The following is a 23,748-nucleotide window of genomic DNA, read 5'->3' as shown; positions in this document are numbered from 1 at the left end:
TGCGGCGGCAGCCGCCGCCGCGGACGATCATGCCAGGGCGGCCGCGATGTCGGCTTGCGCCTGATCGAAGCCGCGCGCCGCGGCCTCGGGGCCCATGTTCAGGCCTTCGGCGTAGACGAAACGCAGGTCGGTCATGCCGAGGAAACCGAGCACCGACTTCAGGTAGGGCACCTGCGAGTCCGCCGGCGTGTCGCGGTAGATGCCGCCGCGCGCCAGGCCGACGATGACCTTCTTGCCCGTCACCAGGCCCTCGGGGCCGTTGGCGGTGTAGCGGAAGGTGAGGCCGGCGCGGGCCACGGCGTCGATCCAGTTCTTGAACTGCACCGGCACGCCGAAGTTGTACATCGGCACGCCGAGCACGATGAGGTCGTGGGCCTGCAGCTCGGCCACCGCGGCGTCGGCGACGGCCACACGCGCGGCCTGCTCCGGCGTGCGCATCGCCGCCGGGGTGAACAGCGCCGCGAGTGCGGCTTCGTCGAGCACCGGCAGCGGGTCGGCGGCGAGGTCGCGAACGGTCAGCTCGGCATCGGGATGCTCGGCGCGCAGGCGGGCGACGATGTCCTGGGCGACGCGGGTCGAGTTGGCGCCTTCGCGGCGGGCGCTGGCATTGATCTGGAGGATCTTCATCGTGCAGTCCTGTAGGAAGTCGGGCCGGTGGCGCCGTTCGATCGGTTTGCACACGCCACCTGGGGCGGCGTCACCGAGGGCGCTTTCGGTACAGCGACGATTCTGGGCGCGCCGCAGGGGCCTGGCGTTCGCTCGTCTCGACGCCTCGATTGCAAAAATTCGAATGAAGCACCAGGCCACCGAGCGGCACCGGCGATCACGCCATCGAATATCCCGTTAATTCCCGCGGAAATCCACAGAAAAACCATCGGATATCAGAATTTAGGGTATACCCTGATACAGTCGCGAGCCTTTTTATCCAGCCTCCGCGAGGGCTCGCATGTCAGCTTCCACCGATCATTTCGCCAACCCTGCGCCGCTCGGCCTGATGGGGTTCGGCATGACCACCGTCCTGCTCAACATCCACAACGCAGGATTCTTCCCGATGAGCGCCATGGTGCTCGCCATGGGCCTGTGCTACGGCGGCGCCGCGCAGATCCTCGCGGGCATCCTGGAGTTCCGCAAGGGCAACACCTTCGGCCTCACCGCCTTCGTCAGCTACGGCTTCTTCTGGCTCTCGCTGGTGGCGCTGATCGTGCTGCCCAAGATCGGCTGGGCCGACGCCACGCCCGAAGGCTACATGGGCTGGTACCTGGTGATGTGGGGCGTGTTCACGGCCTGGATGTGGGTCGGCACCTGGCGCAGCAACCGCGCGATCCAGTTCGTCTTCGGCAGCCTGACGCTGCTGTTCGCGCTGCTCGCGGCGCGCGACTTCAGCGGCTCGGCGACGATCGGCGTGATCGCCGGCTTCGAGGGCATCGTCTGCGGTCTCTCGGCGATCTACCTGGCGATGGCCGAGGTGCTCCACGCGCAATATGGCCGGAGTATCCTGCCGATCGGCGCGTGAAACTCGTCGGTAACTCTTCAAAAAAGTATCCCGCGGGCAAGCCCGCGGGATATTGAAGGTCATGAAGAGAAATAGACGAACGTCGACGACTTGAAGGCCGCGACGCACACGTATTATCTCCGAAAAAACCCTCGGGTCCGCTCGACGAACCCACAAGCGTTGACAGTTCGTGCCGCTTCGGCTGGCCGCCTCAGCCGTCGCGCGTGAAGTCGCGCTCCGGCCTTCGGCAGGCGTGCTGGGCCTTCCGGCCCTGCACGTCCAGCCTCAGAACTCGAAGTTGTCGATCAGGCGCGTCGCGCCCAGCCGCGCGGCGGCCAGCGCCACCAGCGGCCGGCCTTCGGCCAGCGCCTGGGCGTCGGGCGGCAGCAGCGACTCACGACAGCGCACCGTCAGATAGTCCGGCGCCCAGCCGCGCTCGCGCAGCGCCGCGGTGGCCTCGGCTTCGGCGGCGGCCAGTGCCGCCGGGTCGGCCGCAGCACGCGTGGCCTCGGCCAGCGAACGCAGCGCCGCCGCCAGCGCCGGCGCCTCGGCGCGCTCGGCCTCGCTCAGGTAGCCGTTGCGCGAACTCAGCGCCAGGCCGTCGGCGGCACGCACCGTCTCGCCGGCCACCACCTGCGTGGGCAGCGCGAACTGGCGCGCCATCGCGTCGATCACGCGCCACTGCTGGTAGTCCTTGCGGCCGAAGACCGCGATCGCCGGCTGCACGATGCCGAAGAGCTTCATCACGACGGTGCAGACGCCGCCGAAGAAACCCGGCCGGAACTCGCCTTCGAGGATGTCGGCCAGCGCCGACGGCGGCGCCACGCGGAAGACCTGCGGCTCGGGGTAGAGCTCGGCCTCGTCGGGCGCGAACAGGAGGTCGCAGCCGGCGCCGGCCAGCAGCTCGGCGTCGCGCGCCAGCGTGCGCGGATAACGGTCGAAGTCCTCGTGCGGCAGGAACTGCAGCCGGTTGACGAAGACGCTGGCGACGACCGGGCCGCCCAGCGTCGCCGCCTGGCGCACCAGCGCCAGGTGGCCGTCGTGCAGGTTGCCCATCGTCGGCACGAAGGCCGTGCGCGTGCAGCCGGCGAGCGCGGCGCGCAGCTCGGCGATGGTGTGGATCGTCTTCATCGTGGACTCAGTAGCCGTGCTGCACGGGGTCGGGGAAACGCCGGGCCTTGACCTCGGCGACGTAGGCGGCGGCGGCGTCCTGCACGCTGCGCGTGTGTTCGCCGTGGCGGCTGAAGTCGTGCACGAAACGCGGCCGCCGGCCCGGCGTCCAGCCCAGCATGTCGTGCAGCACCAGCACCTGGCCGTGGGTGTCCGGGCCGGCGCCGATGCCGATCGTGATCAGCCCGGGCGCCGCGGCGCGCACCTGGCGCGCGACGGCCGAGGGCACCAGCTCCAGCACCAGCATCGCCGCGCCGGCCTGGGCCATGGCCTGGGCTTCGGCGACCAGCGTCTCGGCGCCCGCGGCGTCACGCCCCTGGACGCGAAAGCCGCCCAGCGCGTGCACCCGCTGCGGCGTCAGCCCGAGGTGGGCGCAGACCGGGATGCCGCGGTCGGCGAGGAAACGCACCGTCTCGACCATCGGCCCGCCGCCTTCGAGCTTGACCATCTGGGCGCCGGCACGCATCAGCGTGATCGCCGACTCCAGCGCCTGCTGCGGCGAGGCCTCGTAGCTGCCGAACGGCAGGTCGCCGATCAGCCAGGCCGAGCACAGGCCGCGCGCGACGCATTCGGTGTGGTAGGCCATGTGGCCCAGGTCCACCGGCAGCGTGCTCGAGCGCCCCTGCACGACGTTGCCCAGCGAGTCGCCGACGAGCACGACGTCGACGCCGGCGGCGTCCACGAGGCGGGCGAGCGTGGCCTCGTAGCAGGTCAGCATCGCGATCGGCTCGTCGCGTGCGGCCATCTCGCGCAGGCGCACGAGGTTCATGCGCGGGCGCGAGGCCCCCGCGGGGGAGTCGGTGACGTGGACGCTCATGGCGGCGGCGGGGGGCGGTGTCGGAACGGGCGCGATTATGGGCGCGCACCGCGCCGGCCCGCGCGCCGCGGGGACACGCGGGCGACGGCGCCGCCGCTACAGACCGCCCAGCAGCTGGCCGAGCAGGATCTTGGTGATCATCGCCGCCGGGTAGACCAGCGCGTAACCCTGGGCGACGCGGCTGTCGTGGCCGGTGCGGCCGTTGGCGAACGCCAGCACCGCCGGCTGCGTCTGCGTGCCGGCCAGCACCCCGGCCAGCCGCGTGCTGCCCATGCCGAAGACACGCCGCATCAGGATCGTGATGCCCAGGGCGGTGGTCGCCGTGACCATCAGCCCGAGCAGCAGCAGGTCGATCCAGGCCCCGGACGCGAAGGCCGCACCGAGCTGGCCGCCGGCCTTGGTGCCGGCCTGGGCGAGGAAGATCAGCAGCCCCAGCTCGGCCAGCGCCTGGGCCGCCGAATGCGGCAGCGTCGTGACGATCGGCCCGATGCGGCAGAGCTGGCCGAAGACCAGCCCCAGCACCAGCGTGCCGGCGGCCGAGCCGATCGAGAACTCGGCACCCGGCACCGGGAAGACGAACTTGCCCAGCAGGATGCCGGCGGCCATGCCCAGGCCGAGCGCGATCGGGTTGATGTCCGACAGCCCGCGCTCGGAGTCGCCGAGGAAGGCCGACACCGCCGCCATCTGCGTGCGCGGCGCGATGACACGCACGCGGTCGCCGGGCTGCAGCACCAGGTCGTCGTTGGCCAGCATGTCGACGTCGCCGCGGCGCACACGCGTGACGGTGGCGCCGAAACGCCGCATCAGCCCCAGCCCGGAGATCGTGTTGCCGGCGAGCTGGGTGTTGGACAGCGTGATGCGGCGGAAGTCGAGTTCGCTGCGGTCGGCGTGCAGCGTGTGCGAGGAGGCGTGGCCCAGCTCGTTGGCCACGCGCGCGACGATGTCCTCGGGGCCGACGACGGTGACCAGGTCGTTGCGGCGCAGCACGTTCTCGTCGCCCGGGGCCTGGGTCGGGAAACGGCTGCCGCCGTGCTTGACGCGAGAGAAACGCACGCGGCCCTCGTGGCGGCGTTCGATCTCGCCGATGCGCGGTTCGTCGCTGGTCTCCACGCGCACCGTGCGGTTGACCAGCGGCGCCGGCGCGTCGCGGTCGTTGGCGCGGCCGCGCAGCGCCAGCTGCGCCGCCAGCAGCATGCCGATGACGCCGAAGACGTAGGTCACGGCGTAGCCGATCGTCGGCAGCGGGCTGTTGCCCGAGGCCTCGCGCGCGGCCGCCAGCGCCGGCGTGTTGGTCACCGCACCGGCGAAGGCGCCGGACACCAGCGCCGGGTCCAGCCCCAGCAGCCGGCCGCCGAGCACCGCCACCAGCGCCGCGCTGGACAGCACCGCGACGGTGGCCAGGATCGGCCAGATGCCGCGCCGCAGCGATGCGAAGAAGCCCGGCCCCGACATCACGCCGATGGCGAAGGTGAACAGCGTCAGCCCCAGCGTGCCCAGCGCCTCGGGCACGACGAACTCGTGGCCGCGCGACTTGGCCCAGGCGCTGGCCGCGATCGCCAGGAACAGCACCGCGGCGGCCCCCAGCGAGACGCCGGAGAACCTGACATGGCCGGCCAGCGCGCCGAAGCCGACGAGCAGGAACAGCAGCAGGATCTCCTGCCGGGCGAGATAGGCGAGCACGAAATCCATGGGCGTCGGGGCGAAAAAGCTCGTTGGCGTGGAACGGTCGGACAGATGCGCGCCGAGCATCGCCGCACCGGCCGCCTGCCGCACGGGGACGCCCCCGATCCAGGGGAGCGGCCGCCACGCAAGCCGCGGACGGCGCAGGGCAGGGCCCGCGCCGGGCCGCCCGAATGTAAGGCCGGCCGGGCGTGGGCGAAACGCCGGCCCCGGGCGCGACATGACGACAGGTGACACCGCCGCCGCGCTCGGTCACAGTCGCGGCCATGTGCAAGCGCAAGCCGTCCGCCAGCGCCGGCCACGGCCAGCCGTCATGAGGCCTCGTCCGGGCACCGTTCCCGCCCCACGGCAATGGCCGGCCGACTGCCGGGCGGCCGCGTGAGCGGCTCGCCCGAGACCTCGCCGCGGGCCTGGGGCTCGTTTCGCCTGCGGCTCACGCTGGGGGCCGGCGGCCTGGCGCTGTGCACGCTGCTCGGCGTGGGCCTGTACGCGGCGCGCCTGGCGACGCTGGAGCGCGAACGTTTCGGCGGCTACCAGCTGTTGAGCGCGGCGCGCTCGGCGGCTTTCGGGCTCGCGTCGCGGCTGCAGGAGCGCGAGAAGGAGATCGAGATCCTCGGCCGCGTGCCCTCGCTGGCCGAGAACCCGCTGGATTCCGAGCGCGTGGCACGTTCGCTGGCCCTGCGCAAGGAGACCAACGCCGAGTACGCCTGGATGGGCGTGGCCAGCCTGGACGGCCGGGTGCTCAACGCGACCGGCGGTCTGCTGCTGGGCGCCGACGTGCGCGCGCGCCCCTGGTTCAGCGCCGGGCTCGTGGGCTTCCACACCGGCGACGTGCACGAGGCCGCGCTGCTGGCCGAGCTGATGGGCGAGCGCGCGCCCGGCGGCGAGCCGCCGCGTTTCATCGACCTGGCCACGCCGGTGATCGGCCCGGCCGGCGAGGTGCGCGGCGTGCTGGCCGCCCACGTGCACTGGGACTGGATCGCCGCCGCGCTGCGCCGCGCCGTGCACGAGGATCCGACGGCCGCGCAGACCGAGGTCCTGATCCTCGGGCGCGACGGCTCGGTGCTGTATCCGCTGCGCCCACCCGGCACGCCGCTGCCCGGCGCTCCGGGGCTGGACCGCTTCGGCATGCAGGCCGACCCGGGCGGCAGCACCTTCCTGGTGGCCCGTGCACGCGTTCCGGCCACCCAGCACTCCGACCTGGGCTGGAGCGTCGTGCTGCGCCAGCCCTCGGCTGCCGCCACCGCGCCGGTGCTGCAGCTGCGCGACCGGCTGTTCATGATCGGGCTGGCGGCCTCGCTGATCGTCGCCGCGCTGGCCTACGTGCTGGCCGCGCGCATCAGCCGGCCGCTGGAGCGCCTGGTGACCGCGGTGAAGGCGGTGCGCGAAGGGCGCGGCGGCGCGGCGGCCTTCCCGCGCGACGGCGGTTCGCCGGAGATCACCGCGCTGTCCGACGCGGTGCGCGTGATGACCGAGACCCTGCTCGACCGCGAGGCGCGGCTGGAACAGGCCAACGCCCACCTGGAGGAGACGGTGGCCGAACGCACGCGCCAGCTCTCGCGTGCCAACGACGAGCTCGCCCGGCTGGCCGCGCAGGACGCGCTCACCGGCCTGGCCAACCGGCGTGCGTTCGAGCAGCGCGCCGCCGAGGAGCAGGCGCGCAGCCGGCGCTCGGGCAGCGGCTTCGGCCTGCTGCTGCTGGACATCGACCACTTCAAGAACGTCAACGACCGCTTCGGCCACGCCACCGGCGACCGCGTGCTGCAGCAGATCGCGCGGCTGCTGGAAAGCTCGATCCGCGAGACCGACCTGGCCGCGCGCCTGGGCGGCGAGGAGTTCGCGGTGCTGCTGCCCGAGCTGGGCGAACGCGCCGACACGATGCGCGTGGCCGAGAAGATCCGCGAGACGATCCAGCATCACGACTTCGGCGGCATCGGCGAGGTGACGGTGAGCGCCGGCTGCGCCTGGGCCGACGGCAGCGCGGTGCCGGTCAGCGCCGCGCTGCAGCAGGCCGACCTGGCGCTGTACGAAGCCAAGGGCCAGGGCCGCAACCGCTGCGTCGCGGCGCGCGGTTTCCAGCCCGGCTGAAGCCGCTCAGCCGGCCGCCAGCGGCCGCACGAACCACAGGTCCTCGCCTTGCACGTGCGTGCGCCGGAAGCCGTGCCGCTCGTAGAAGTCGATGGCCGATTGCCAGCCGAGCGTGGTTTCGAGCACCAGCTCGCGGGCGCCGCGCTCGCGCGCCGCGTCCACCAGTGCCGCCAGCACGCGCGCGCCGACGCCGCGGCGGCGCTGCCCGCGTGCGACCGACATGCGCACGATCTCGAAGCGCCCGGCGCCGGCCGGGCGCAGCGCCCCGGTGGCGACGATGACCGCGCCCTGGCGCGCGACCAGCGTCAGCCGGCCGTCGAAGGCGCGGCCCAGGGCCTCGATGTCGGGGTTGAAGCGCGGCTCGTAGCCGCCCCAGCGTTCGGTCAGGCCGGCGACGAGCAGGGCGCGCACGGCGGGCACGTCGGCGGCGGCGAGTGGCGCGATGTGCAGGGGTTCAGTCGGCCCCGGCGGGGTCTGCATCGTGGGGCGGCAGGAAGGCGGTCGAGACGGCCGATGATCGCAGAGGCGCCGGGCCCTGGGCTCACTCAGGCGGCTGCGGCCGGCCGGCCTTGACGCTCGCGCAGCCGCCTGGCCGCCGCCACCATCTGCTCCAGCGCCGGGATCACCTCGGCCCACTGGCGCGTCTTCAGCCCGCAGTCGGGGTTGACCCAGAGCCGCTGCGGCGGGATGCGCCGCGCCGCCTTCTCCATCAGCGCGACGATGTGCTCGCAGCTCGGGATGTTGGGCGAGTGGATGTCGTAGACGCCGGGGCCGATCTCGTTGGGGTAATGGAAGTGCTCGAAGGCGTCGAGCAGCTCCATGTCCGAACGCGAGGTCTCGATCGTGATGACGTCGGCGTCCATCGCCGCGATCGCCGCGATGATGTCGTTGAACTCCGAGTAGCACATGTGGGTGTGGATCTGCGTCTCGTCGCGCACGCCGTTGGCGGTGATGCGGAAACACTCCACCGCCCAGTCCAGGTACGCCGGCCAGGCCGAACGCCGCAGCGGCAGGCCCTCGCGCAGCGCGGCCTCGTCGATCTGGATCACGCGCACGCCGGCGCGCTCCAGGTCCAGCACCTCGGCACGCATCGCCAGCGCCAGCTGGCGGCAGGTGTCGGCACGCGGCTGGTCGTCGCGCACGAAGGACCAGTTCAGGATCGTCACCGGGCCGGTCAGCATGCCCTTCATCGGCCTGGCCGTCAGCGACTGGGCGTAGCGGCTCCAGTCCACCGTCATCGGCTGCGGCCGGGCGATGTCGCCGAACAGGATCGGCGGCTTGACGCAGCGCGAGCCGTAGCTCTGCACCCAGCCGAAGCGGCTGAAGGCATAACCCTCGAGCTGCTCGCCGAAGTACTCGACCATGTCGTTGCGTTCGGCCTCGCCGTGCACCAGCACGTCCAGGCCCAGCGCCTCCTGCACCTGCACGGCGTGCGCGATCTCGGCGCGCATCGCGTCGCGGTAGGCGCCCTGCTCCAGCCGCCCGGCCTTGAACTCGGCGCGCACGCGGCGGATCTCGGCGGTCTGCGGGAACGAGCCGATGGTTGTCGTCGGGTACGGCGGCAGCTGCAGCCACTCGGCCTGATGCTCGGCCCGCACCGGATACACGCTGCGGCGGCGGCCCATCCCGGCGTCGATCGTGGCCACGGCCGCGCGCACCTCGGGCCGGTGCACGCGTGCCGAGGCGCGGCGCGTGGCCAGCGCGTCGCGGTTGGCCTGCAGCTCCGCATGCACGGCGGCGCGGCCTTCGCGCAGCGCGCGGCCCAGCAGCCGCAGTTCGTCGAGCTTCTGCAGCGCGAAGGCGAGCCAGGATTTCAGCTCGGCGTCCAGCCCGTCTTCGATCGACAGGTCCACCGGCACGTGCAGCAGCGAGCACGACGGCGCCAGCCACAGCCGCTCGCCCAGCCGCGCCGCCAGCGGCTCCAGCCAGTCCAGCAGCGCCGTCAGGTCGGTCTTCCAGATGTTGCGGCCGCTGATCACGCCCAGCGACAGCACGCGGCCGGCGGGCAGACGCGCCGCCAGGGCCTCGGCCTCGTCGCGCGCGGCGACGGCGTCGACGTGCAGCCCGGCCACCGGCAGGCCCAGCGCGAGCTCGGCGTTGTCCTGCAGCGGGCCGAAGTAGCTGGCCAGCAGCAGGCGCACGCCGCCGTCGGCGAAGGCCGCGTAAGCCGTGCGCAAAGCGTCTCGCCACGGCGCGTCCAGGTCGGTGGCCAGCACCGGCTCGTCGATCTGCACCCAGTCCACGCCCTCGGCGGCCAGGCGGCGCAGCAGCTCGGCGTAGACGGGCAGCAGCGCCGGCAGCAGCGCCAGCCGGTCCGAGCCGTCCTTGGACTTGCCCAGCGCGAGGTAGCTGACCGGCCCCAGCAGCACCGGCTTGGCGGCCACGCCCTGGGCGCGGGCCTCGGCGAGCTGGGCCAGCAGCCGCGAGGCGTCGAGCACGAAGCGCGTGCCGGCGTGGAACTCGGGCACGATGTAGTGGTAGTTGGTGTCGAACCACTTGGTCATCTCGCCGGCAGCGACACCGCCGGCGCAGCAGCCGGCTTCGGCCGCCGGTGCCGAACGCCCGCGCGCGACGCGGAAGTAGACGTCCAGCGCATCGCCGCCGTGTCCGCGTGCGCGCTCGGGCACGTTGCCGAGCATGAAGCTCGTGTCCAGCACCTGGTCGTAGAACGAGAAGTCGCCCACCGGCACCAGGTCCAGGCCGGCCTGCTGCGCCCAGTGGCGCTGGCGCAGTTCGGCGCCCAGCGCCTGCAGGGTCTCGGGCGAGGAGTCGCCCTTCCAGTAGGCCTCGAGCGCGAACTTGAGCTCGCGCCGGGCGCCGATGCGGGGGAAACCGAGGTTGTGCAGCGTGGTCATGGAAGTCGGGAGGTCGTGATGGAGCGGGCGCATCCTAGGCAGCGCCATCCATTACGTAAAATGGTCATTCCTCACCGATCCATGAGCAACATTCACCGATCATGATCGAGCGCATCCACCTCGCCGTCGTGCTGGAGGTCGAGCGCCAGGGCTCGCTGACGGCCGCCGCCGAGCGGCTGTGCCTGACGCAGTCGGCGCTCAGCCACAGCATGCGCAAGCTCGAACAGCAGCTGGGCACCGACATCTGGCGGCGCGAACACCGCAGCCTGCGCCTGACACCGGCCGGCCAGCAGGTGCTGGCGCTGGCGCGGCGCGTGCTGCCGCAGCTGGAGCAGGCCGAGGCGCAGCTGGGCCGCATCGCACGCGGCGAACGCGGCACGCTGCGCATCGGCATGGAGTGCCACCCCTGCTACCAGTGGCTGCTGAAGGTCGTCGAGCCCTACCTGGCGGCGTGGCCGGAGGTCGATGTCGACGTCAAGCAGAAGTTCCAGTTCGGCGGCATCGGCGCGCTCTTCGGCTACGAGATCGACGTGCTGGTGACGCCCGACCCGCTGTACAAGCCCGGGCTGCGTTTCGAGCCGGTGTTCGACTACGAACAGGTGCTGGTCGTGCAGCGCGGCCACCGCCTGGCCGGCGCGCGCCAGGTGCAGCCCGGCGACCTGGCGCAGGAGGTGCTGATCACCTACCCCGTCGCGCCCGAGCGCCTGGACGTGTTCACGCGTTTCCTCACGCCGGCCGGCGTCGCGCCGCGCCAGCACAAGACGATCGAGACCACCGACATCCTGCTGCAGATGGTGGCCAGCGGCCGCGGCGTGACGGCGCTGCCGCGCTGGCTGCTGCCCGAGGCGGCGCCGCAGCTGCCGCTGGTGGCGCTGCGCCTGGGCGACCAGGGCGTGCACAAGCAGATCCACCTCGGCGTGCGCGAGGCCGATGCCGACATCGGCTACCTGCGCGGTTTCGTCGATCAGTCGCGGGCGGCGGCGGGCGGCTGATCGGCTGATCGCCCGGCTGCCGGCCGTCGCTACGGCGGCAGCGCGCCAGGCGCCGCCGGCGGCAGGCCAGCCTGCCCCAGGCGCAGCCGCTGCTCGGCCAGGCTCAGCATGCGCTGCAGCAGCGGCGAACCGGCCGACGCCCCGCGCGCCGCGGCGTGCGCCAGCAGCAGCCGGCGCAGTTCGGCCGCCTCCTGGAGCTCCTGCGGCTCGACGACCGCCACGGCGACGCCACGGCGCACCCAGGCCTGCAGCAGACCTTCGTGCTGCAGCACCTTCATCGCCTCGCGCACCGGCGTGCGGCTGACGCCGTAGTCGCGGGCGATCGCGAGTTCGTCCAGCGCCTCGCCGGGCGCCCACTCCAGCGCCAGCACACGCGCGCGCAGGCTCTCGGCGATGGCGTCGCAGAGCGCCGCCCGGGGCAGGCGCGGCACGTCGGCCCGGGTGTCGTCCAGCGGGGGAACGGCCTCAGACATAACGCCGCTCCAGCGCGTCCCACTCGGGCTTGCCGACCAGGCGCTGGCGCTCGGCGAACGGCGTCACCAGGCCGCTCGCCTCGTGCAGCTCGCCCGCATCGCGCAGCGCCGTCAGCGCACGCTGCATGCCATGCACCGCGCCCTGCAGCGCCGCGTTGGCGTAGAGCACCAGGCCGTAGCCCAGCCCGGCCAGCTCGTCGGCGCCGAAGATCGGCGTGCGCCCGCCGATCACCATGTTCATCAGCTGCGGCCGGGCCAGGCGCTGCGGCAGCGCACGCACCTCGTCGGCCCGGGTCACCGCCTCGACGAACAGCAGGTCGGCGCCGGCTTCGGCAAACGCCTGCGCCCGTTCGACCGCGGCCTCGAAACCCTGGGTCGCGGCGGCGTCGGTGCGCGCCAGGATCAGCAGCTCGGGGTCGCGGCGCGCGTCGACGGCGGCCTTGATCTTGCCGAGCGCCTCGTCCAGCGGGATCACCTCCTTGCCGGCGAAGTGGCCGCAGCGTTTGGGCGCCACCTGGTCTTCGAGCTGGATGCAATCGGCTCCGGCACGCTCGAGCGTGCGCACCGCGTGGCGCACGTTCAGCGCGTTGCCGAAGCCGGTGTCGGCGTCGACGATCAGCGGCAGTTCCACGGCGTCGCGGATGCGTGCGGTGTGCTCGGCGATCTCGGCCAGGCCCATGAAGCCCTGGTCGGGCAGGCCGAACCACATGTTGGTGACGCCGGCCCCGGTGACGTAGACGGCCTCGAAACCGAGGTCGGCGACGATGCGGGCGGACAAGGCGTTGAAGGCGCCGGGGACGAGCACGCCGCGGCGGGCCTCGGCCAGCGCCCGAAGGCGGCTGCGGGTGGACATGGTGGACCTCAGAAGCTGTCGGCGGGCACGCGGACCCAGCCTTCCATCAGGATGCGGGCGCTGCGGCTCATCACCGCGCGCGTGACGAGCCAGCGGCCGGCCTCGGCGCGCACCTGCGCGCCGACACGCAGCAGACCCGCCGGGTGACCGAAACACAGGCGCTCGCGCGGGCCGCCGCCGGTGGCGCGGCTGACCAGCGTGCCTGGCACCGCGGCGGCGGTGGCGATGGCCACCGCGGCGGTGCCCATCATCGCGTGGTGCAGCCGGCCCATCGACAGCGCACGCGCCAGCAGGTCGATCTCGGCGGCCTGCACGCGGCGCCCGCTGGACGTCGTGTAGTCGGCCGGCGGCGCGACGAAGACGATCTTGGGCGTGTGCTGGCGCAGCAGCGCGTCCTCGGGCGAGTCGATCAGCCCCATGCGCAGCGCGCCGGCGACGCGGATGGCCTCGAAACGCGCCAGCGCCGCCGGGTCGGCGTTGATCGCCTCGCGCAGTTCGGTGCCGTTGCAAGCTACGGCCTGCGCCTCGACGAAGACGGTCGGGATGCCGGCGCTGATCAGCGTCGCCTGCAGCCGGCCGACGCCGGGCACCTCGAGTTCGTCGACGAGGTTTCCGGTCGGGAACATCGCGCCGTCGTCGGCAGCCGGGTCCAGGAACTCGAGCACGATCTCGGCCGCCGGGAAGGCGACGCCGTCGAGCACGAAGTCGCCGCTCTCGCGGACCTGGCCGCCGGCCACCGGCACCTGCACCAGGATGGTCTTGCCGATGTTGGCCTGCCACAGGCGCACGCTGCAGACGCCGTCGGGCGGCACCCGCTCTGGCGCGACGTAGCCGGCGTGCACGGCGAAGGCGCCGGCCGCGGCCGACAGGTTGCCGCAGTTGCCCGACCAGTCGACGAGATCACGCTCGATCGCGACCTGGCCGTAGAGGTAGTCGGCGTCGTGCCCGGGGCGCGTCGACGGCGCCAGGATCACGCACTTGCTGGTGCTGGACGTGGCACCGCCCAGGCCGTCGATCTGCGTGCCGTAGGCGTCGGGGCTGCCGATCACACGCTGCAGCAGCCGGTCGCGTGCGGCGCCGGGCCGCTGCGCGGCCTCGGGCAGGTCTTCGAGGCGGAAGAACACGCCTTTGCTGCTGCCGCCGCGCATCACGGTGGCTGGAATTCGCAGCTGTGCCGCGGTCGTCATCGTTGGGTCTCCAGGAAGTCTTGCGCGAAGCGCTGCAGCACGCCGCCGGCGCGGTAGATCGAGGCCTCCTCGTCGGAGTCGAGGCGGCAGCGCACCGCCAGCCGCTCGCTGCGGCCGTCGCGGCGCTCGATCAGCAGTTCGAGCCGCGCGCCCGGGGCCGGCTCGCCGAGCACGGTGTAGAGCTCGCTGCCGTCCAGGCCCAGCGTCAGCCGCGTGTCGCCGGGCTCGAAGGCCAGCGGCAGCACGCCCATGCCGACGAGGTTGCTGCGGTGGATGCGCTCGAAACCTTCGGCCAGCACGACCTCGACACCGGCCAGGCGCACGCCCTTGGCGGCCCAGTCGCGCGAGCTGCCCTGGCCGTAGTCGGCCCCGGCGACGACGATCAGCGGCTGGCGGCGTTGCTGGTAGGTCTCGATGGTCTCCCACATGCGCATCACGCGGCCTTCGGGCTCCAGCCGCGCCAGCGAGCCGCGGCGCACGCTGCCGTCGGCGGCGCGCACCATCTCGTTGGCCAGCGTCGGGTTGGCGAAGGTGGCGCGCTGCGCCGTCAGGTGGTCGCCGCGGTGCGTGGCGTAGGAGTTGAAGTCTTCGTCGGGCAGGCCCATGCGTGCCAGGTACTCGCCGGCCGCCGAATCGGGCGTGATCGCGTTGGACGGCGACAGGTGGTCGGTGGTGACGTTGTCGGGCAGCACGGCCAGTGCACGCAGCCGCGCCAGCCTGCGTTCGCCGGCCAGCGCGCCGTCCCAGTACGGCGGGCGGCGGATGTAGGTCGACCGCGGCCGCCAGGCGTACAGCGGGGCGACCTTCGCCCGCTCGCGCGCGCCGAACATCGGCCGGTAGACCTGCACGAACTGCTCGGGCCGCACCGCGCGTGCGACCAGGGCGTCGATCTCCTCGTCGTCGGGCCAGAGGTCCTGCAGCCGGATCTCGCGGCCGTCGACGACGCCGAGCACGTCGTGTTCGATGTCGAAGCGGATGGTGCCGGCGATCGCGTAGGCGACGACCAGCGGCGGGCTGGCCAGGAAGGCCTGGCGCACCTGCGGGTGGATGCGGCCGTCGAAGTTGCGGTTGCCCGACAGCACCGCGGTGGTGAACAGGTCGCGCTCGGCGATCTCGCGCCGGATCGCCGGCTCCAGCGCACCCGACATGCCGTTGCAGGTGGTGCAGGCAAATCCGACGATGCCGAAACCCAGCGCCTGCAGCTCGGCCAGCAGCCCGGCCTCGCGCAGGTAGAGCTCGGCGACACGCGAGCCCGGCGCCAGCGAAGTCTTGACCCAGGGCTTGCGCCCCAGCCCCAGCCGGCGCGCGTTGCGCGCCAGCAGCCCGGCGGCGACGAGGTTGCGCGGGTTGCTGGTGTTGGTGCAGCTGGTGATCGCGGCGATGACGACGGCGCCGTCGGGCAGCCGCCCCTGAGCCTCGTCGGCACGCGCCGCGTCCAGGCCGGTGGCGATGCCGCGCGCCTTCAGCGCCGCCAGCGGCAGCCGCCGGTGCGGCTGGCTGGGCCCGGCCAGCGTGCGCTCGACGCTGCCCAGGTCGAAGTTCAGCGTGCGCTCGTAATGCACCGCCGCCAGCGTCTGGGCCCAGAGCCCGGCGGCGCGTGCGTAGGCCTCGACCCGCGCCACCTGCGCCGGCTCGCGCCCGGTCAGGCGCAGATAGGCCAGCGTCTGGGCGTCGATCGGGAAGATCGCCGCGGTCGCGCCGTACTCGGGCGCCATGTTGGCGATCGTCGCGCGGTCGCCGACCGACAGCGCCGCGGCGCCTTCGCCGTGGAACTCGAGGTAGGCGCCGACGACCTTCTCGCGGCGCAGGAACTCGGTCAGCGTCAGCACGATGTCGGTGGCGGTGATGCCCGGGCGGCGGCGGCCGCTCAGGCGCACGCCGACGATCTCGGGCAGCCGCATCCACGAGGCGCGGCCGAGCATCACGTTCTCGGCTTCGAGCCCGCCGACGCCGACGCCGATGACGCCCAGCGCGTCGACGTGCGGCGTGTGCGAGTCGGTGCCGACGCAGGTGTCGGCGAAGGCCAGGCCGCCTTGCACCTGGACCACCGGCGACATCGCCTCCAGGTTGAGCTGGTGCATGATGCCGTTGCCCGCCGGGATCACGTCGACCTGGTCGAAGGCCTGCCGGCACCACTCGATGAAGTCGAAGCGGTCCTCGTTGCGGCGGTCCTCGATCTCGCGGTTGCGGCGCAGCGCGTCGGGGTCGTCACCGCCGCACTCGACGGCCAGCGAATGGTCGACGACCAGTTGCACCGGCACCACCGGGTTGATCAGCGCCGGGTCGCCGCCGCGTGCGGCGACGGCCTCGCGCAGCCCGGCCAGGTCGACGAATGCCGTCTGGCCGAGGATGTCGTGGCAGACCACGCGCGCCGGGTACCAGGGGAAGTCGCGGTCGCGCCGGCCTTCGGCGAGCTGGCGCAGGCACTCGCCGACGATCGCCGGCTCGGCGCGGCGCACGATGTTCTCGGCGTGCACGCGCACGGTGTAGGGCAGCGTGTCCCAGGCGCCGGGCACCAGGGCCTCGACGGCGGCGCGGGCGTCGATGTAGTCCAGCGTCGTGCCGGGCAGCGGCTTGCGGAAGGCGGAAGTCATGTCCTCTTGCATCACCCCGCTCAGTGGCGCTCGGCCAGCGGCACGAAGGCCTGGGGCCCGGGGCCGGTGTAGTGGGCGCTGGGGCGGATGATCTTGTTGTCCTGGCGCTGCTCGATGACGTGCGCCGCCCAGCCGCTGCTGCGCGCGATGACGAACAGCGGCGTGAACATCGCCGTCGGCACGCCCATCATGTGGTAGCTGACGGCGCTGAACCAGTCGAGGTTGGGGAACATGCGCTTGGCGTCCCACATCACGCGCTCGATGCGCTCGGCGATGTCGAACATCTTGTGCGAGCCGGCCTCGTAGGACAGGCGGCGCGCGACACCCTTGATGACCTCGTTGCGCGGGTCGGCGATCGTGTAGACCGGGTGGCCGAAGCCGATCACGACCTCGCGCGCCTCGACGCGGCGGCGGATGTCGGCCTCGGCCTCGGCGGGGCCGTCGTAGCGCTTCTGGATCTCGAAGGCGACCTCGTTGGCGCCGCCGTGCTTGGGCCCGCGCAGCGCCCCGATCGCGCCGGCGACGGCCGAGTAGACGTCGCTGCCGGTGCCGGCGATGACCCGCGCGGCGAAGGTGCTGGCGTTGAACTCGTGCTCGGCGTAGAGGTTCAGCGAGGTGTGCATCGCCCGCACCCAGCTGTCCTGCGGCTTCTCGCCGTGCAGCAGGTGCAGGAAGTGGCCGCCGATCGAGTCGTCGTCGGTCTCGACGACGATGCGCCGGCCCTGCGCGCTCCAGTGATGCCAGTACAGCAGCATCGAGCCCAGCGAGGCCAGCAGGCGGTCGGCGATGTCGCGCGCGCCGGGCAGGTTGTGGTCGTCCTTCTCGGGCAGGATGCAGCCCAGCGCCGAGACCCCGGTGCGCAGCACGTCCATCGGGTGCGCGCTGGCGGGCAGGCGCTCCAGCGCCTCGCGCACGCTGGCCGGCAGGCCGCGCAGCGCACGCAGCCGCGTCTTGTAGGCGCGCAGCTCGGCCGCGGTCGGCAGCTTGCCGTGCACCAGCAGGTGGACGATCTCCTCGAACTCGCAGACCTCGGCGATGTCCAGGATGTCGTAGCCGCGGTACTGCAGGTCGTTGCCGCTGCGGCCGACGGTGCACAGCGCGGTGTTGCCGGCGGTCACGCCGGACAGCGCGACCGACTTCTTCGGCTTGATCGTCGGCGCGGGGGAGCTGTTGTCGCTCATCGTGTCTCCTGGTGTTCGACGGCTTGCGTCGGCGCCCGGGGGGGCTGGAATGTTCGCAATGTTCGCTATGCTCCACACCTCCGGCAACGCTTGAAATAGCGAATGAATGCAAAGCCGTCTTCGCCATCTTGCGAAGATTGCGAAGCACCCGAACCATGCGCAAGACCTTCATGGGCGTGCGCCTGCGCACGCTGCGCGAACGCAGCGGCCTGACGCAGGCGGCGCTGGCCCAGCGCCTGGGCCTGTCGCCGAGCTACCTGAACCAGATCGAGCACGACCAGCGGCCGCTGTCGGTGCCGGTGCTGCTGAAGCTGCAGGCCACGCTGGGCGTGGACCTGCAGTGGTTCAGCGAGGACGACGAGGCGCGCCTGCTCGCGCAGCTGCAGGAGGCCGTGGCCGGCAGCGGCGGCGCCGAGCCGGTGGCCCAGGCCGAGCTGCAGGCGCTGGCGCGGCAGATGCCGGGGCTGGCGCGCCGCGTGATCGAGCTGCACCGCCACGCGCACGACACGCGCCAACGGCTGGAGGCGCTGGCCGGCCAGGTGGGCGACCGCGAGCTGCTGGCGCGTGTCGGCCCGGCGCAGCCGCACGAGGCCGTGCGCGACTTCTTCTACGCCCGCCACAACCACGTCGCCGAGCTCGATGCGCTGGCCGAGGCGCTGCACGCCGAACTCGGCGCGGCCTCGCCCTCGGCCGCCGACCTGGCGCCGGCGCTGCAGCAGCGGCTGGAGCGCCGGCACGGCGTGCGCGTGCAGGTCGGCGCCGCCGACAGCGGGCTGCGCCGCTACGACCCGGCCAGCCGCACGCTGCAGCTGCACGCCGACCTGGCGCCGGGGCAGCGCTGCTTCCAGATGGCGGTGCAGCTGGCGCGGCTGGAGGCCGGCGCGCCGATGGCCGCGCTCGTCGCCGACCCGGCGCTGCCCTCCGACGAGGCGCGGGCGCTGGCACGCATCGGCCTGGCGAGCTACTTCGCCGGCGCGCTGCTGCTGCCCTACGGCGCCTTTCTCGGCGCGGCCGAGGCGCTGGGCTACGACATCGAGCTGCTGGCGCGGCGCTTCGGCGTCAGCTTCGAGACCGCCTGCCACCGCCTGTCGACGCTGCAGCGGCCCGGCGCGCCCGGCGTGCCCTTCTTCTTCGTGCGCGTGGACCGCGCCGGCAACATCTCCAAGCGCCAGTCGGCGACCGACTTCCATTTCTCGCGCACCGGCGGCACCTGCCCGCTGTGGACGGTCTACGAGGCCTTCGCCCAGCCCGACCAGGTGCTCACGCAGCTGGCGCAGATGCCCGACGGCCGGCGCTACCTGTGGATCGCGCGCTGCGTGACGCAGCACGACGGCGGCTGGGGCCGGCCCGGACGGCGGTTCGCCGTCGCGCTGGGCTGCGACCTGCGCCACGCCGGCCGGCTGGTCTACGGCCGCGGGCTGGCGCTGGACCGCGCGGACGCGGCGCTGCCGATCGGCCCGGGCTGCAAGGTCTGCGAGCGCCACGACTGCGCCCAGCGCGCCTACCCGGCGCTGGGCCGGGCCCTGCGCATCGAGGAAGACATGCGCCCGCGCGAGCCTTACGCGTCGGCCTGAGGCCGACGCTATGATGGCCTTCGTTGGTGCTCGTCAAGGCGTTCGGCCGAGACGGTTCAACGGGAATCGGGGAGGCCGACGCCGGCAGGGCGGACGCCCAACCCGAGCTGCCCCCGCAACGGTAAGCGGACGGAACGGCTCCTGGCGTTCCGGCTCGCGACAGGGCCACTGGCACCACGTCGTCCTGCACGGCGTGGGCCGGGAAGGCGTCGCGAACGATGTCCGCCAGCCCGGATACCGGCCAACGAGGTGGCGTGCCGCGCGAGCGGCGCGCCGTGAGGCGCGACACCGCGGGGAAGCGGCGCCGCGCGACCACCCGGCACACCCGTCCGCCCGCCCAGGCCCGGACGCCCGCCCCCAGCACGCTCGCCCTGCCCCGCCCGGGCCGAGCGTGCGACGCCGCAGCCCGCCGAGGGGCCGGAAGGCCCCCGCCAGCCGACCAGGAGACACCATGGAACCCAAGGACACGACGACGAACGAGGCCTACAAGGGCTTCACGAACAGCGACTGCCCGTTCTATCCCTGCCACCCGGGCGTCAAACGCGAGTTCAACTGCCTGTTCTGCTACTGCCCGCTGAGCGCGCTGGAGTGCCCGGGCAACTACCAGGTCTTCGTCAGCGCCAACGGCGTCAAACGCAAGGACTGCTCGGCCTGCACGCTGCCGCACGACGGCTACCGCCAGTCCTGGGGCTTCATCCAGAAGTGGCTGGAGCGCCCGGTGCACTGGCGCGGGCTGCCGCAGACGCGGCGCTACCCGGCCAACCCCGAGTCGGCCGCGCCGGACCCGGTCGAGCCGCCGGCGGCCGGCTGACACGCGCCGCGCGCGCCGTACACTCGCGCGCGCCGCCGCGGGCGGCGGCACGAGGACCGACGACGATGATCGAACTGGCGCTGGTGGGCATCGGCACCGGCAACCCCGAACACCTGACGCTGCAGGCCATGCGCACGCTGGCCGCGGCCGACCTGGTGCTGATCCCGCGCAAAGGCGAGGACAAGGCCGACCTGGCCGAGCTGCGGCGCACGATCTGCGCCGAGGTGCTGCGCGACGCCCGGACCGTCGTCGCCGAGTTCGACCTGCCGGTGCGCGATGCGGCCACCGCCGACTACCGCCGCCGCGTCGACGACTGGCACGACGCCATCGCCGAGGTCTGGATGCAGACGATCGCCGCGCACCCCGGCGCACGCCGCGTCGCGCTGCTGGTCTGGGGCGACCCCTCGCTGTACGACAGCACGCTGCGCATCGCCGCGCGGCTGCAGCCGCCGCCGCAGGTGACGGTGGTGCCGGGCATCACCTCGGTGCACGCGCTGACCGCGGCGCACGCGATCCCGCTCAACGAGATCGGCGCGCCCTTCGTCGTCACCACCGGGCGCCGGCTGCGCGAAGACGGCTGGCCGCCGGGTGTCGACACCGTCGTCGTCATGCTCGACGCCGGCGGCGCCTTCGAGGCGCTGGACCCGCAGGGCGTCGAGATCTGGTGGGGCGCCTACGTCGGCATGCCCGAGCAGATCACCGTCGCCGGGCCGCTGGCCGAGGCGGCGCCGAAGATCCTGGCCGCACGCGCCGAAGCGCGCGCGCGCCACGGCTGGATCATGGACATCTACCTGCTGCGGCGCCGCGCCGGCTGAGCGCCGGGCGGCGCTACGGCCGGATACGGCGCGCCTCGAGATAGAAGCGTTTTTCGTCGGCCTCGCCCATCGAGAAGCTCTTGCGCGGCAGCGGCCCGTGCTGCGCCACGCGCGCGATCAGCTCGCTCTTGCCCAGCGTCGCCAGGTGCAGGCCGGCGTGGCCGGGCTGGGCGGCCAGCCGCGCCAGCGCCTCGTCGCCGTGCACGTAGTCGACCTCCTGCGCTCCGCCCTGCGCCAGCAGCGCGTCGACGAAGCCCTGGAAGCTGGCGACGTCCAGCTGCGCCGCCGGCGCGCCCTGCACGACGACGAGCGCGTGGCGCCCGCCCGGCTGCAGCAGGCCGGCGGCGTGCAGCGAGCGCGGCTGGGCAGCGAGCGCGGCACGCATCGCCGCGGCGTCGGGCTGCTCGACGATCTGCACGCGGGTGCCGAAGTGCGCCGCCAGTGCGGCGCGCAGGTCGGCCGTCACGCCGATCAGCAGGCGGTGGATGGGCGCGAACTCCATCGCCGGGTCGTGGATGTTCTCCACTTCCACCAGCGCCCAGCGCGCCGGGTGCTCGGGGCCGGCGGTGGACTTCAGGCGCGCCCAGTTCGCCTTGGCGGTGGCCAGCGAGTGGTTGCCGTCGCCGACCGCGAACAGCATGGGCGCCGTGCCCGCCGGCAGGCCGTGGCGCGCCGCGAAGGCGTCGGCGTCGCCCAGCGCCTGCAGCGCAGCCAGCGCCTGGGCCTGCAGCGCGGCGTCGGGCGCGAAGCCGGCGACCCGGCCGCCGCCCAGCATCAGCGCCGTGTCGTACAGCGGCGCCAGACGGTCACGCTCGGCGGCCAGCGGCTCGATGACGGTGCGCGCCGGGTCGTCGATCAGCACGAGGATGTGCGGCAGCTCCAGCTCGGCGTCGCGGCGCACCTCCAGCCGCGGCGCGATGCGCTCGACGATCGTGCCTTCGGTCGGCCGGATCGCGCTGGCCGAGCCCGGCGTGTAGTCGTACTGCTCCAGGTCCAGCTCCAGCATCAGCCCGCGGCGCACGCGGCCGTCGGCCAGCGTGCGTTCCACCAGCACCGTGCCGGCATGCGGGCGCAGCAGGCCGCTGGCGGCGTAGCGCCGCATCGCCGTCTGGATGGCGGCGATGCGCTCGGGCTTGTCGGCGCTGGCGAGAAAGACCTCGGGGTAGATCAGGCGCAAAGCCGAGGGCGCGTCACCGACGGCCTGCTCGACCTGCTGCCAGTAGCCGGGGTCGCTGGTGTACTGGTCGCAGGCGATGACGCTCCAGCGCTGGAGGTCCAGATCGGCGCGCGGGAGCAGGAGCTGCGGGGGGCGGAAGCTGGGGGCGGGCATGGGCCGATGATGCCGCAGGGGCCCCGCGACATCGACTTCGGTCGCGGCGGCAACAGAGTGGCGTGCCACGACGCGACGCCCACCCGAAACAGAACTCAGGACGCCGAACGGCGGCGGCGCCACCAGACCAGCATCCAGCCGACGAGGCTGCCTGCGAACCCGCCCCAGACGACGCCCTCCGCGAAACGGTGCCCCGTCCAGTAGGCGACCAGCGCGCCGATGGCGAAGCCGGGCATCGTCACCCAGGCGACCAGGCGCCGGTCGGCCAGGCTGCGTTGCCGGGCTTCCCGCTTCTGACGCATCTTCTCCCGCTCATCGAGGCCGGGCTGGAGGATGGCTTGCGCGATCGCGTCTGCTTGCTGTTTGTCCATTGGGTCTGTCTGGCTCTGCGCGCGTCACGACGTGATGGAAGTCTCCGTCGTCTCGGCCACGTCGTGGTCCAGGAACGTCTTCATCGAGGGCGAAGCTTGACATGGCGGGTGACGGCTTGGCGGTCGCTCGCGCGCAGGCGAGGCGATTCACTGGCCGCGCAGCCGCGGGTCGAGGGCGAAACGCTCGCACCGGATGTCGGCCATCAGCGGCAACGCCGCCGTCACGTCGACAATGCCGCCCGGCACACCGTCACGGCGCCGCGCCCGGCCCACGAAACCATGCTCCACGACCCCTGGCTCTCCCGCTGGCTGCCGCTGCTGAAGGACTGCGCCGGCACCCGGCCCGTGCTGGAGATCGGCTGCGGCACCGGCGCCGACACCGCCACGCTGGCCGAAGCGGGTTTCGCGGTCGTCGCGTTCGACCTGTCGGCCGCTTCCGCCACCGCCACGCGGGCGCGCGTTCCGGGCGCGCAGGTGAGCTGCCAGGACGTCCGCGCGCCCTTCCCGCCGGGCACCGGCGAAGCCGGCGCGGTGATCGCGAGTCTCTCGCTGCACTACTTCCCCTGGGCCGAGACGCTGGACCTGGTGCGCCGTGTTCGCGACACCCTGCAGCCGGGCGGGCTCTTGCTGTGCCGGCTGAACTCCGTCGAAGACAAGCACTTCGGCGCCACGGGCCACCCCGCGATCGAGCCGGACTACTACCTCGTCGACGGCCAGCCCAAGCGCTTCTTCGACGAACGTGCCACCGCCGAGCTGTTCGCCAGCGGCTGGCAGCTGCTGGCGATGGAGCACCAGACGACGCGCAAGTACGTGCGCCAGAAGGCCTTGTGGGAGGTGGTGGCGCGGCGCGGCGACTCGCTGTAGGCCGCGGCGAGACACGGCATGACGCCGGACGCTCTGGACCCCCCGCCTCCCGCGGCTCGGCTCGCCGTCACGGTGCGGCTGGCCGGGCACGGTGACGTCCCGGCGCTGCAGCGCATCGAAGCCGAGGCCGCCGCGGTCTTTGCGCCGAGCGATCTGCCACCCGCACTCGCGCAGCCGATGGACGCTGCCGAGCTGGAGCGGCTCGTCGCCGGTGGGCTGGTCTGGGTGGCACAAGACGAGCACGGGGCGGCGCTCGGCTTCGTCGCCTGCGAGACGGTCGGCCGCGCGCTGCACGTCGCCGAGATGGACGTCGTGCCCGGTGCCGCCCGACGGGGCATCGGCTCGGCGCTGCTGCGGCAGGCGATCGACCACGCCGAAGGCGCCGACACGCTCGATGTCGTCACGCTCACCACCTTCCGCCACCTGCCGTGGAATGCGCCGTTCTACGGCCGGCACGGCTTTCGGCCCCTGGCGGCGGGCGGCGGCTTCGAGCACCTGAGCGCGGCCCTGGCCCGTGAGCGCACCCGGGGCCTGAAGAACCGCGTGGCCATGGCGCGAAAGGCAGGCTGAGCGGCCGCGCAGCGGTGCGCCGCGGGCTGTT

General features: G+C 73.1%; 22 protein-coding genes and 1 riboswitch. Of the genes, 8 read left to right on the top strand and 14 right to left on the bottom strand.

Annotated features, from left to right (window positions below; translation table 11 throughout):
- Positions 1–27: 27 nt before the first annotated feature.
- Complete coding sequence (locus tag EV684_RS08420; RefSeq protein ID WP_132646111.1) at positions 28–627, bottom strand: FMN-dependent NADH-azoreductase; 600 nt, start codon at positions 625–627, stop codon at positions 28–30.
- 319 nt (positions 628–946) lie between these two features.
- On the opposite strand from EV684_RS08420, the gene EV684_RS08415 reads away from it, so the two are divergent.
- Positions 947–1,513: an acetate uptake transporter gene (locus EV684_RS08415; protein ID WP_132646109.1), complete on the top strand. Its 567-nt coding sequence runs from the start codon at positions 947–949 to the stop codon at positions 1,511–1,513.
- 264 nt (positions 1,514–1,777) lie between these two features.
- Here EV684_RS08415 and panC read toward each other — a convergent pair whose 3' ends face one another.
- The 3 genes from panC to EV684_RS08400 all read right to left on the bottom strand — a co-directional run bounded on the left by panC (position 1,778) and on the right by EV684_RS08400 (position 5,168).
- Positions 1,778–2,623 (bottom strand): pantoate--beta-alanine ligase, encoded by an 846-nt coding sequence (gene panC, locus EV684_RS08410; protein ID WP_132646107.1) that lies wholly within the window; start codon positions 2,621–2,623, stop codon positions 1,778–1,780.
- 7 nt (positions 2,624–2,630) lie between these two features.
- Entirely contained in the window at positions 2,631–3,479 is an 849-nt protein-coding gene (gene panB, locus EV684_RS08405; RefSeq protein WP_132646105.1) for a 3-methyl-2-oxobutanoate hydroxymethyltransferase, read from the bottom strand.
- A gap of 96 nt (positions 3,480–3,575) precedes the next feature.
- The gene (locus tag EV684_RS08400) at positions 3,576–5,168 is read right to left on the bottom strand and encodes an aspartate:alanine exchanger family transporter (protein WP_132646103.1); all 1,593 of its coding nucleotides are present in this window, start codon (positions 5,166–5,168) and stop codon (positions 3,576–3,578) included.
- Positions 5,169–5,510: 342 nt separating this feature from the next.
- On the opposite strand from EV684_RS08400, the gene EV684_RS08395 reads away from it, so the two are divergent.
- Entirely contained in the window at positions 5,511–7,247 is a 1,737-nt protein-coding gene (locus EV684_RS08395) for a sensor domain-containing diguanylate cyclase (RefSeq protein ID WP_132646101.1), read from the top strand.
- A 6-nt stretch (positions 7,248–7,253) separates the two neighbouring features.
- On the opposite strand, the gene EV684_RS08390 is transcribed toward EV684_RS08395, so the two are convergent.
- Both EV684_RS08390 and metE read right to left on the bottom strand, forming a co-directional pair.
- Entirely contained in the window at positions 7,254–7,727 is a 474-nt protein-coding gene (locus tag EV684_RS08390; RefSeq protein WP_132646099.1) for a GNAT family N-acetyltransferase, read from the bottom strand.
- Positions 7,728–7,792: 65 nt separating this feature from the next.
- Positions 7,793–10,102 carry a 5-methyltetrahydropteroyltriglutamate--homocysteine S-methyltransferase gene (gene metE / locus EV684_RS08385; protein ID WP_132646097.1) on the bottom strand — a complete coding sequence of 770 codons (2,310 nt, stop codon included), beginning with the start codon at positions 10,100–10,102 and terminating at the stop codon, positions 7,793–7,795.
- A gap of 101 nt (positions 10,103–10,203) precedes the next feature.
- Between metE and EV684_RS08380 the strand changes: the two genes are divergently transcribed.
- Complete coding sequence (locus tag EV684_RS08380; RefSeq protein WP_132646095.1) at positions 10,204–11,094, top strand: LysR substrate-binding domain-containing protein; 891 nt, start codon at positions 10,204–10,206, stop codon at positions 11,092–11,094.
- A gap of 29 nt (positions 11,095–11,123) precedes the next feature.
- Here the strand turns inward: EV684_RS08380 and EV684_RS08375 are convergent, their stop codons facing one another.
- The 5 genes from EV684_RS08375 to prpC are packed head-to-tail and all read right to left on the bottom strand — an operon-like array spanning position 11,124 to position 17,382.
- Positions 11,124–11,567: a GntR family transcriptional regulator gene (locus EV684_RS08375; protein WP_132646093.1), complete on the bottom strand. Its 444-nt coding sequence runs from the start codon at positions 11,565–11,567 to the stop codon at positions 11,124–11,126.
- Entirely contained in the window at positions 11,560–12,420 is an 861-nt protein-coding gene (locus tag EV684_RS08370; protein WP_132646091.1) for an isocitrate lyase/PEP mutase family protein, read from the bottom strand. The genes EV684_RS08375 and EV684_RS08370 overlap by 8 nt, the downstream gene beginning before the upstream one ends.
- A gap of 8 nt (positions 12,421–12,428) precedes the next feature.
- The gene (gene prpF, locus EV684_RS08365; protein ID WP_132646089.1) at positions 12,429–13,607 is read right to left on the bottom strand and encodes a 2-methylaconitate cis-trans isomerase PrpF; all 1,179 of its coding nucleotides are present in this window, start codon (positions 13,605–13,607) and stop codon (positions 12,429–12,431) included.
- On the bottom strand, positions 13,604–16,201 hold the full coding sequence (gene acnD, locus EV684_RS08360; RefSeq protein ID WP_132646087.1) for a Fe/S-dependent 2-methylisocitrate dehydratase AcnD: 2,598 nt from the start codon (positions 16,199–16,201) through the stop codon (positions 13,604–13,606). The genes prpF and acnD overlap by 4 nt, the downstream gene beginning before the upstream one ends.
- Before the next feature lie 20 nt (positions 16,202–16,221).
- Positions 16,222–17,382 (bottom strand): bifunctional 2-methylcitrate synthase/citrate synthase, encoded by a 1,161-nt coding sequence (prpC, locus tag EV684_RS08355; protein WP_132646085.1) that lies wholly within the window; start codon positions 17,380–17,382, stop codon positions 16,222–16,224.
- Positions 17,383–17,537: 155 nt separating this feature from the next.
- On the opposite strand from prpC, the gene EV684_RS08350 reads away from it, so the two are divergent.
- From EV684_RS08350 to cobF, 3 genes are all read left to right on the top strand, one after another.
- Positions 17,538–18,956 carry a short-chain fatty acyl-CoA regulator family protein gene (locus tag EV684_RS08350; protein ID WP_132646083.1) on the top strand — a complete coding sequence of 473 codons (1,419 nt, stop codon included), beginning with the start codon at positions 17,538–17,540 and terminating at the stop codon, positions 18,954–18,956.
- 7 nt (positions 18,957–18,963) lie between these two features.
- Positions 18,964–19,216, top strand: a riboswitch (cobalamin riboswitch).
- A 191-nt stretch (positions 19,217–19,407) separates the two neighbouring features.
- Complete coding sequence (locus EV684_RS08345; protein WP_132646081.1) at positions 19,408–19,767, top strand: cysteine-rich small domain-containing protein; 360 nt, start codon at positions 19,408–19,410, stop codon at positions 19,765–19,767.
- Between the two features lie 65 nt (positions 19,768–19,832).
- Positions 19,833–20,582, top strand: coding sequence for a precorrin-6A synthase (deacetylating) (cobF, locus tag EV684_RS08340; protein WP_132646079.1), 750 nt, complete (start codon positions 19,833–19,835; stop codon positions 20,580–20,582).
- Positions 20,583–20,595: 13 nt separating this feature from the next.
- On the opposite strand, the gene EV684_RS08335 is transcribed toward cobF, so the two are convergent.
- The 3 genes from EV684_RS08335 to EV684_RS23970 all read right to left on the bottom strand — a co-directional run bounded on the left by EV684_RS08335 (position 20,596) and on the right by EV684_RS23970 (position 22,571).
- Complete coding sequence (locus tag EV684_RS08335; RefSeq protein WP_132646078.1) at positions 20,596–21,912, bottom strand: DUF1015 domain-containing protein; 1,317 nt, start codon at positions 21,910–21,912, stop codon at positions 20,596–20,598.
- A 95-nt stretch (positions 21,913–22,007) separates the two neighbouring features.
- Positions 22,008–22,283, bottom strand: a complete 276-nt coding sequence (locus tag EV684_RS08330; RefSeq protein ID WP_132646076.1) for a hypothetical protein — start codon at positions 22,281–22,283, stop codon at positions 22,008–22,010.
- A gap of 147 nt (positions 22,284–22,430) precedes the next feature.
- Positions 22,431–22,571, bottom strand: a complete 141-nt coding sequence (locus EV684_RS23970; protein WP_165908435.1) for a hypothetical protein — start codon at positions 22,569–22,571, stop codon at positions 22,431–22,433.
- Between EV684_RS23970 and EV684_RS08325 the strand changes: the two genes are divergently transcribed.
- Positions 22,563–23,147 carry a class I SAM-dependent methyltransferase gene (locus tag EV684_RS08325; RefSeq protein WP_132646074.1) on the top strand — a complete coding sequence of 195 codons (585 nt, stop codon included), beginning with the start codon at positions 22,563–22,565 and terminating at the stop codon, positions 23,145–23,147. The two genes, EV684_RS23970 and EV684_RS08325, sit on opposite strands and share 9 nt — an antisense overlap.
- An 18-nt stretch (positions 23,148–23,165) precedes the next feature.
- The gene (locus tag EV684_RS08320) at positions 23,166–23,717 is read left to right on the top strand and encodes a GNAT family N-acetyltransferase (RefSeq protein ID WP_132646072.1); all 552 of its coding nucleotides are present in this window, start codon (positions 23,166–23,168) and stop codon (positions 23,715–23,717) included.
- Positions 23,718–23,748 lie beyond the last annotated feature (31 nt).

This window comes from Rubrivivax gelatinosus (assembly GCF_004340905.1).
Taxonomy (GTDB): Bacteria; Pseudomonadota; Gammaproteobacteria; order Burkholderiales; family Burkholderiaceae_C; genus Rubrivivax; species Rubrivivax gelatinosus.
This window is presented reverse-complemented; position numbering and strand designations above follow the sequence as displayed.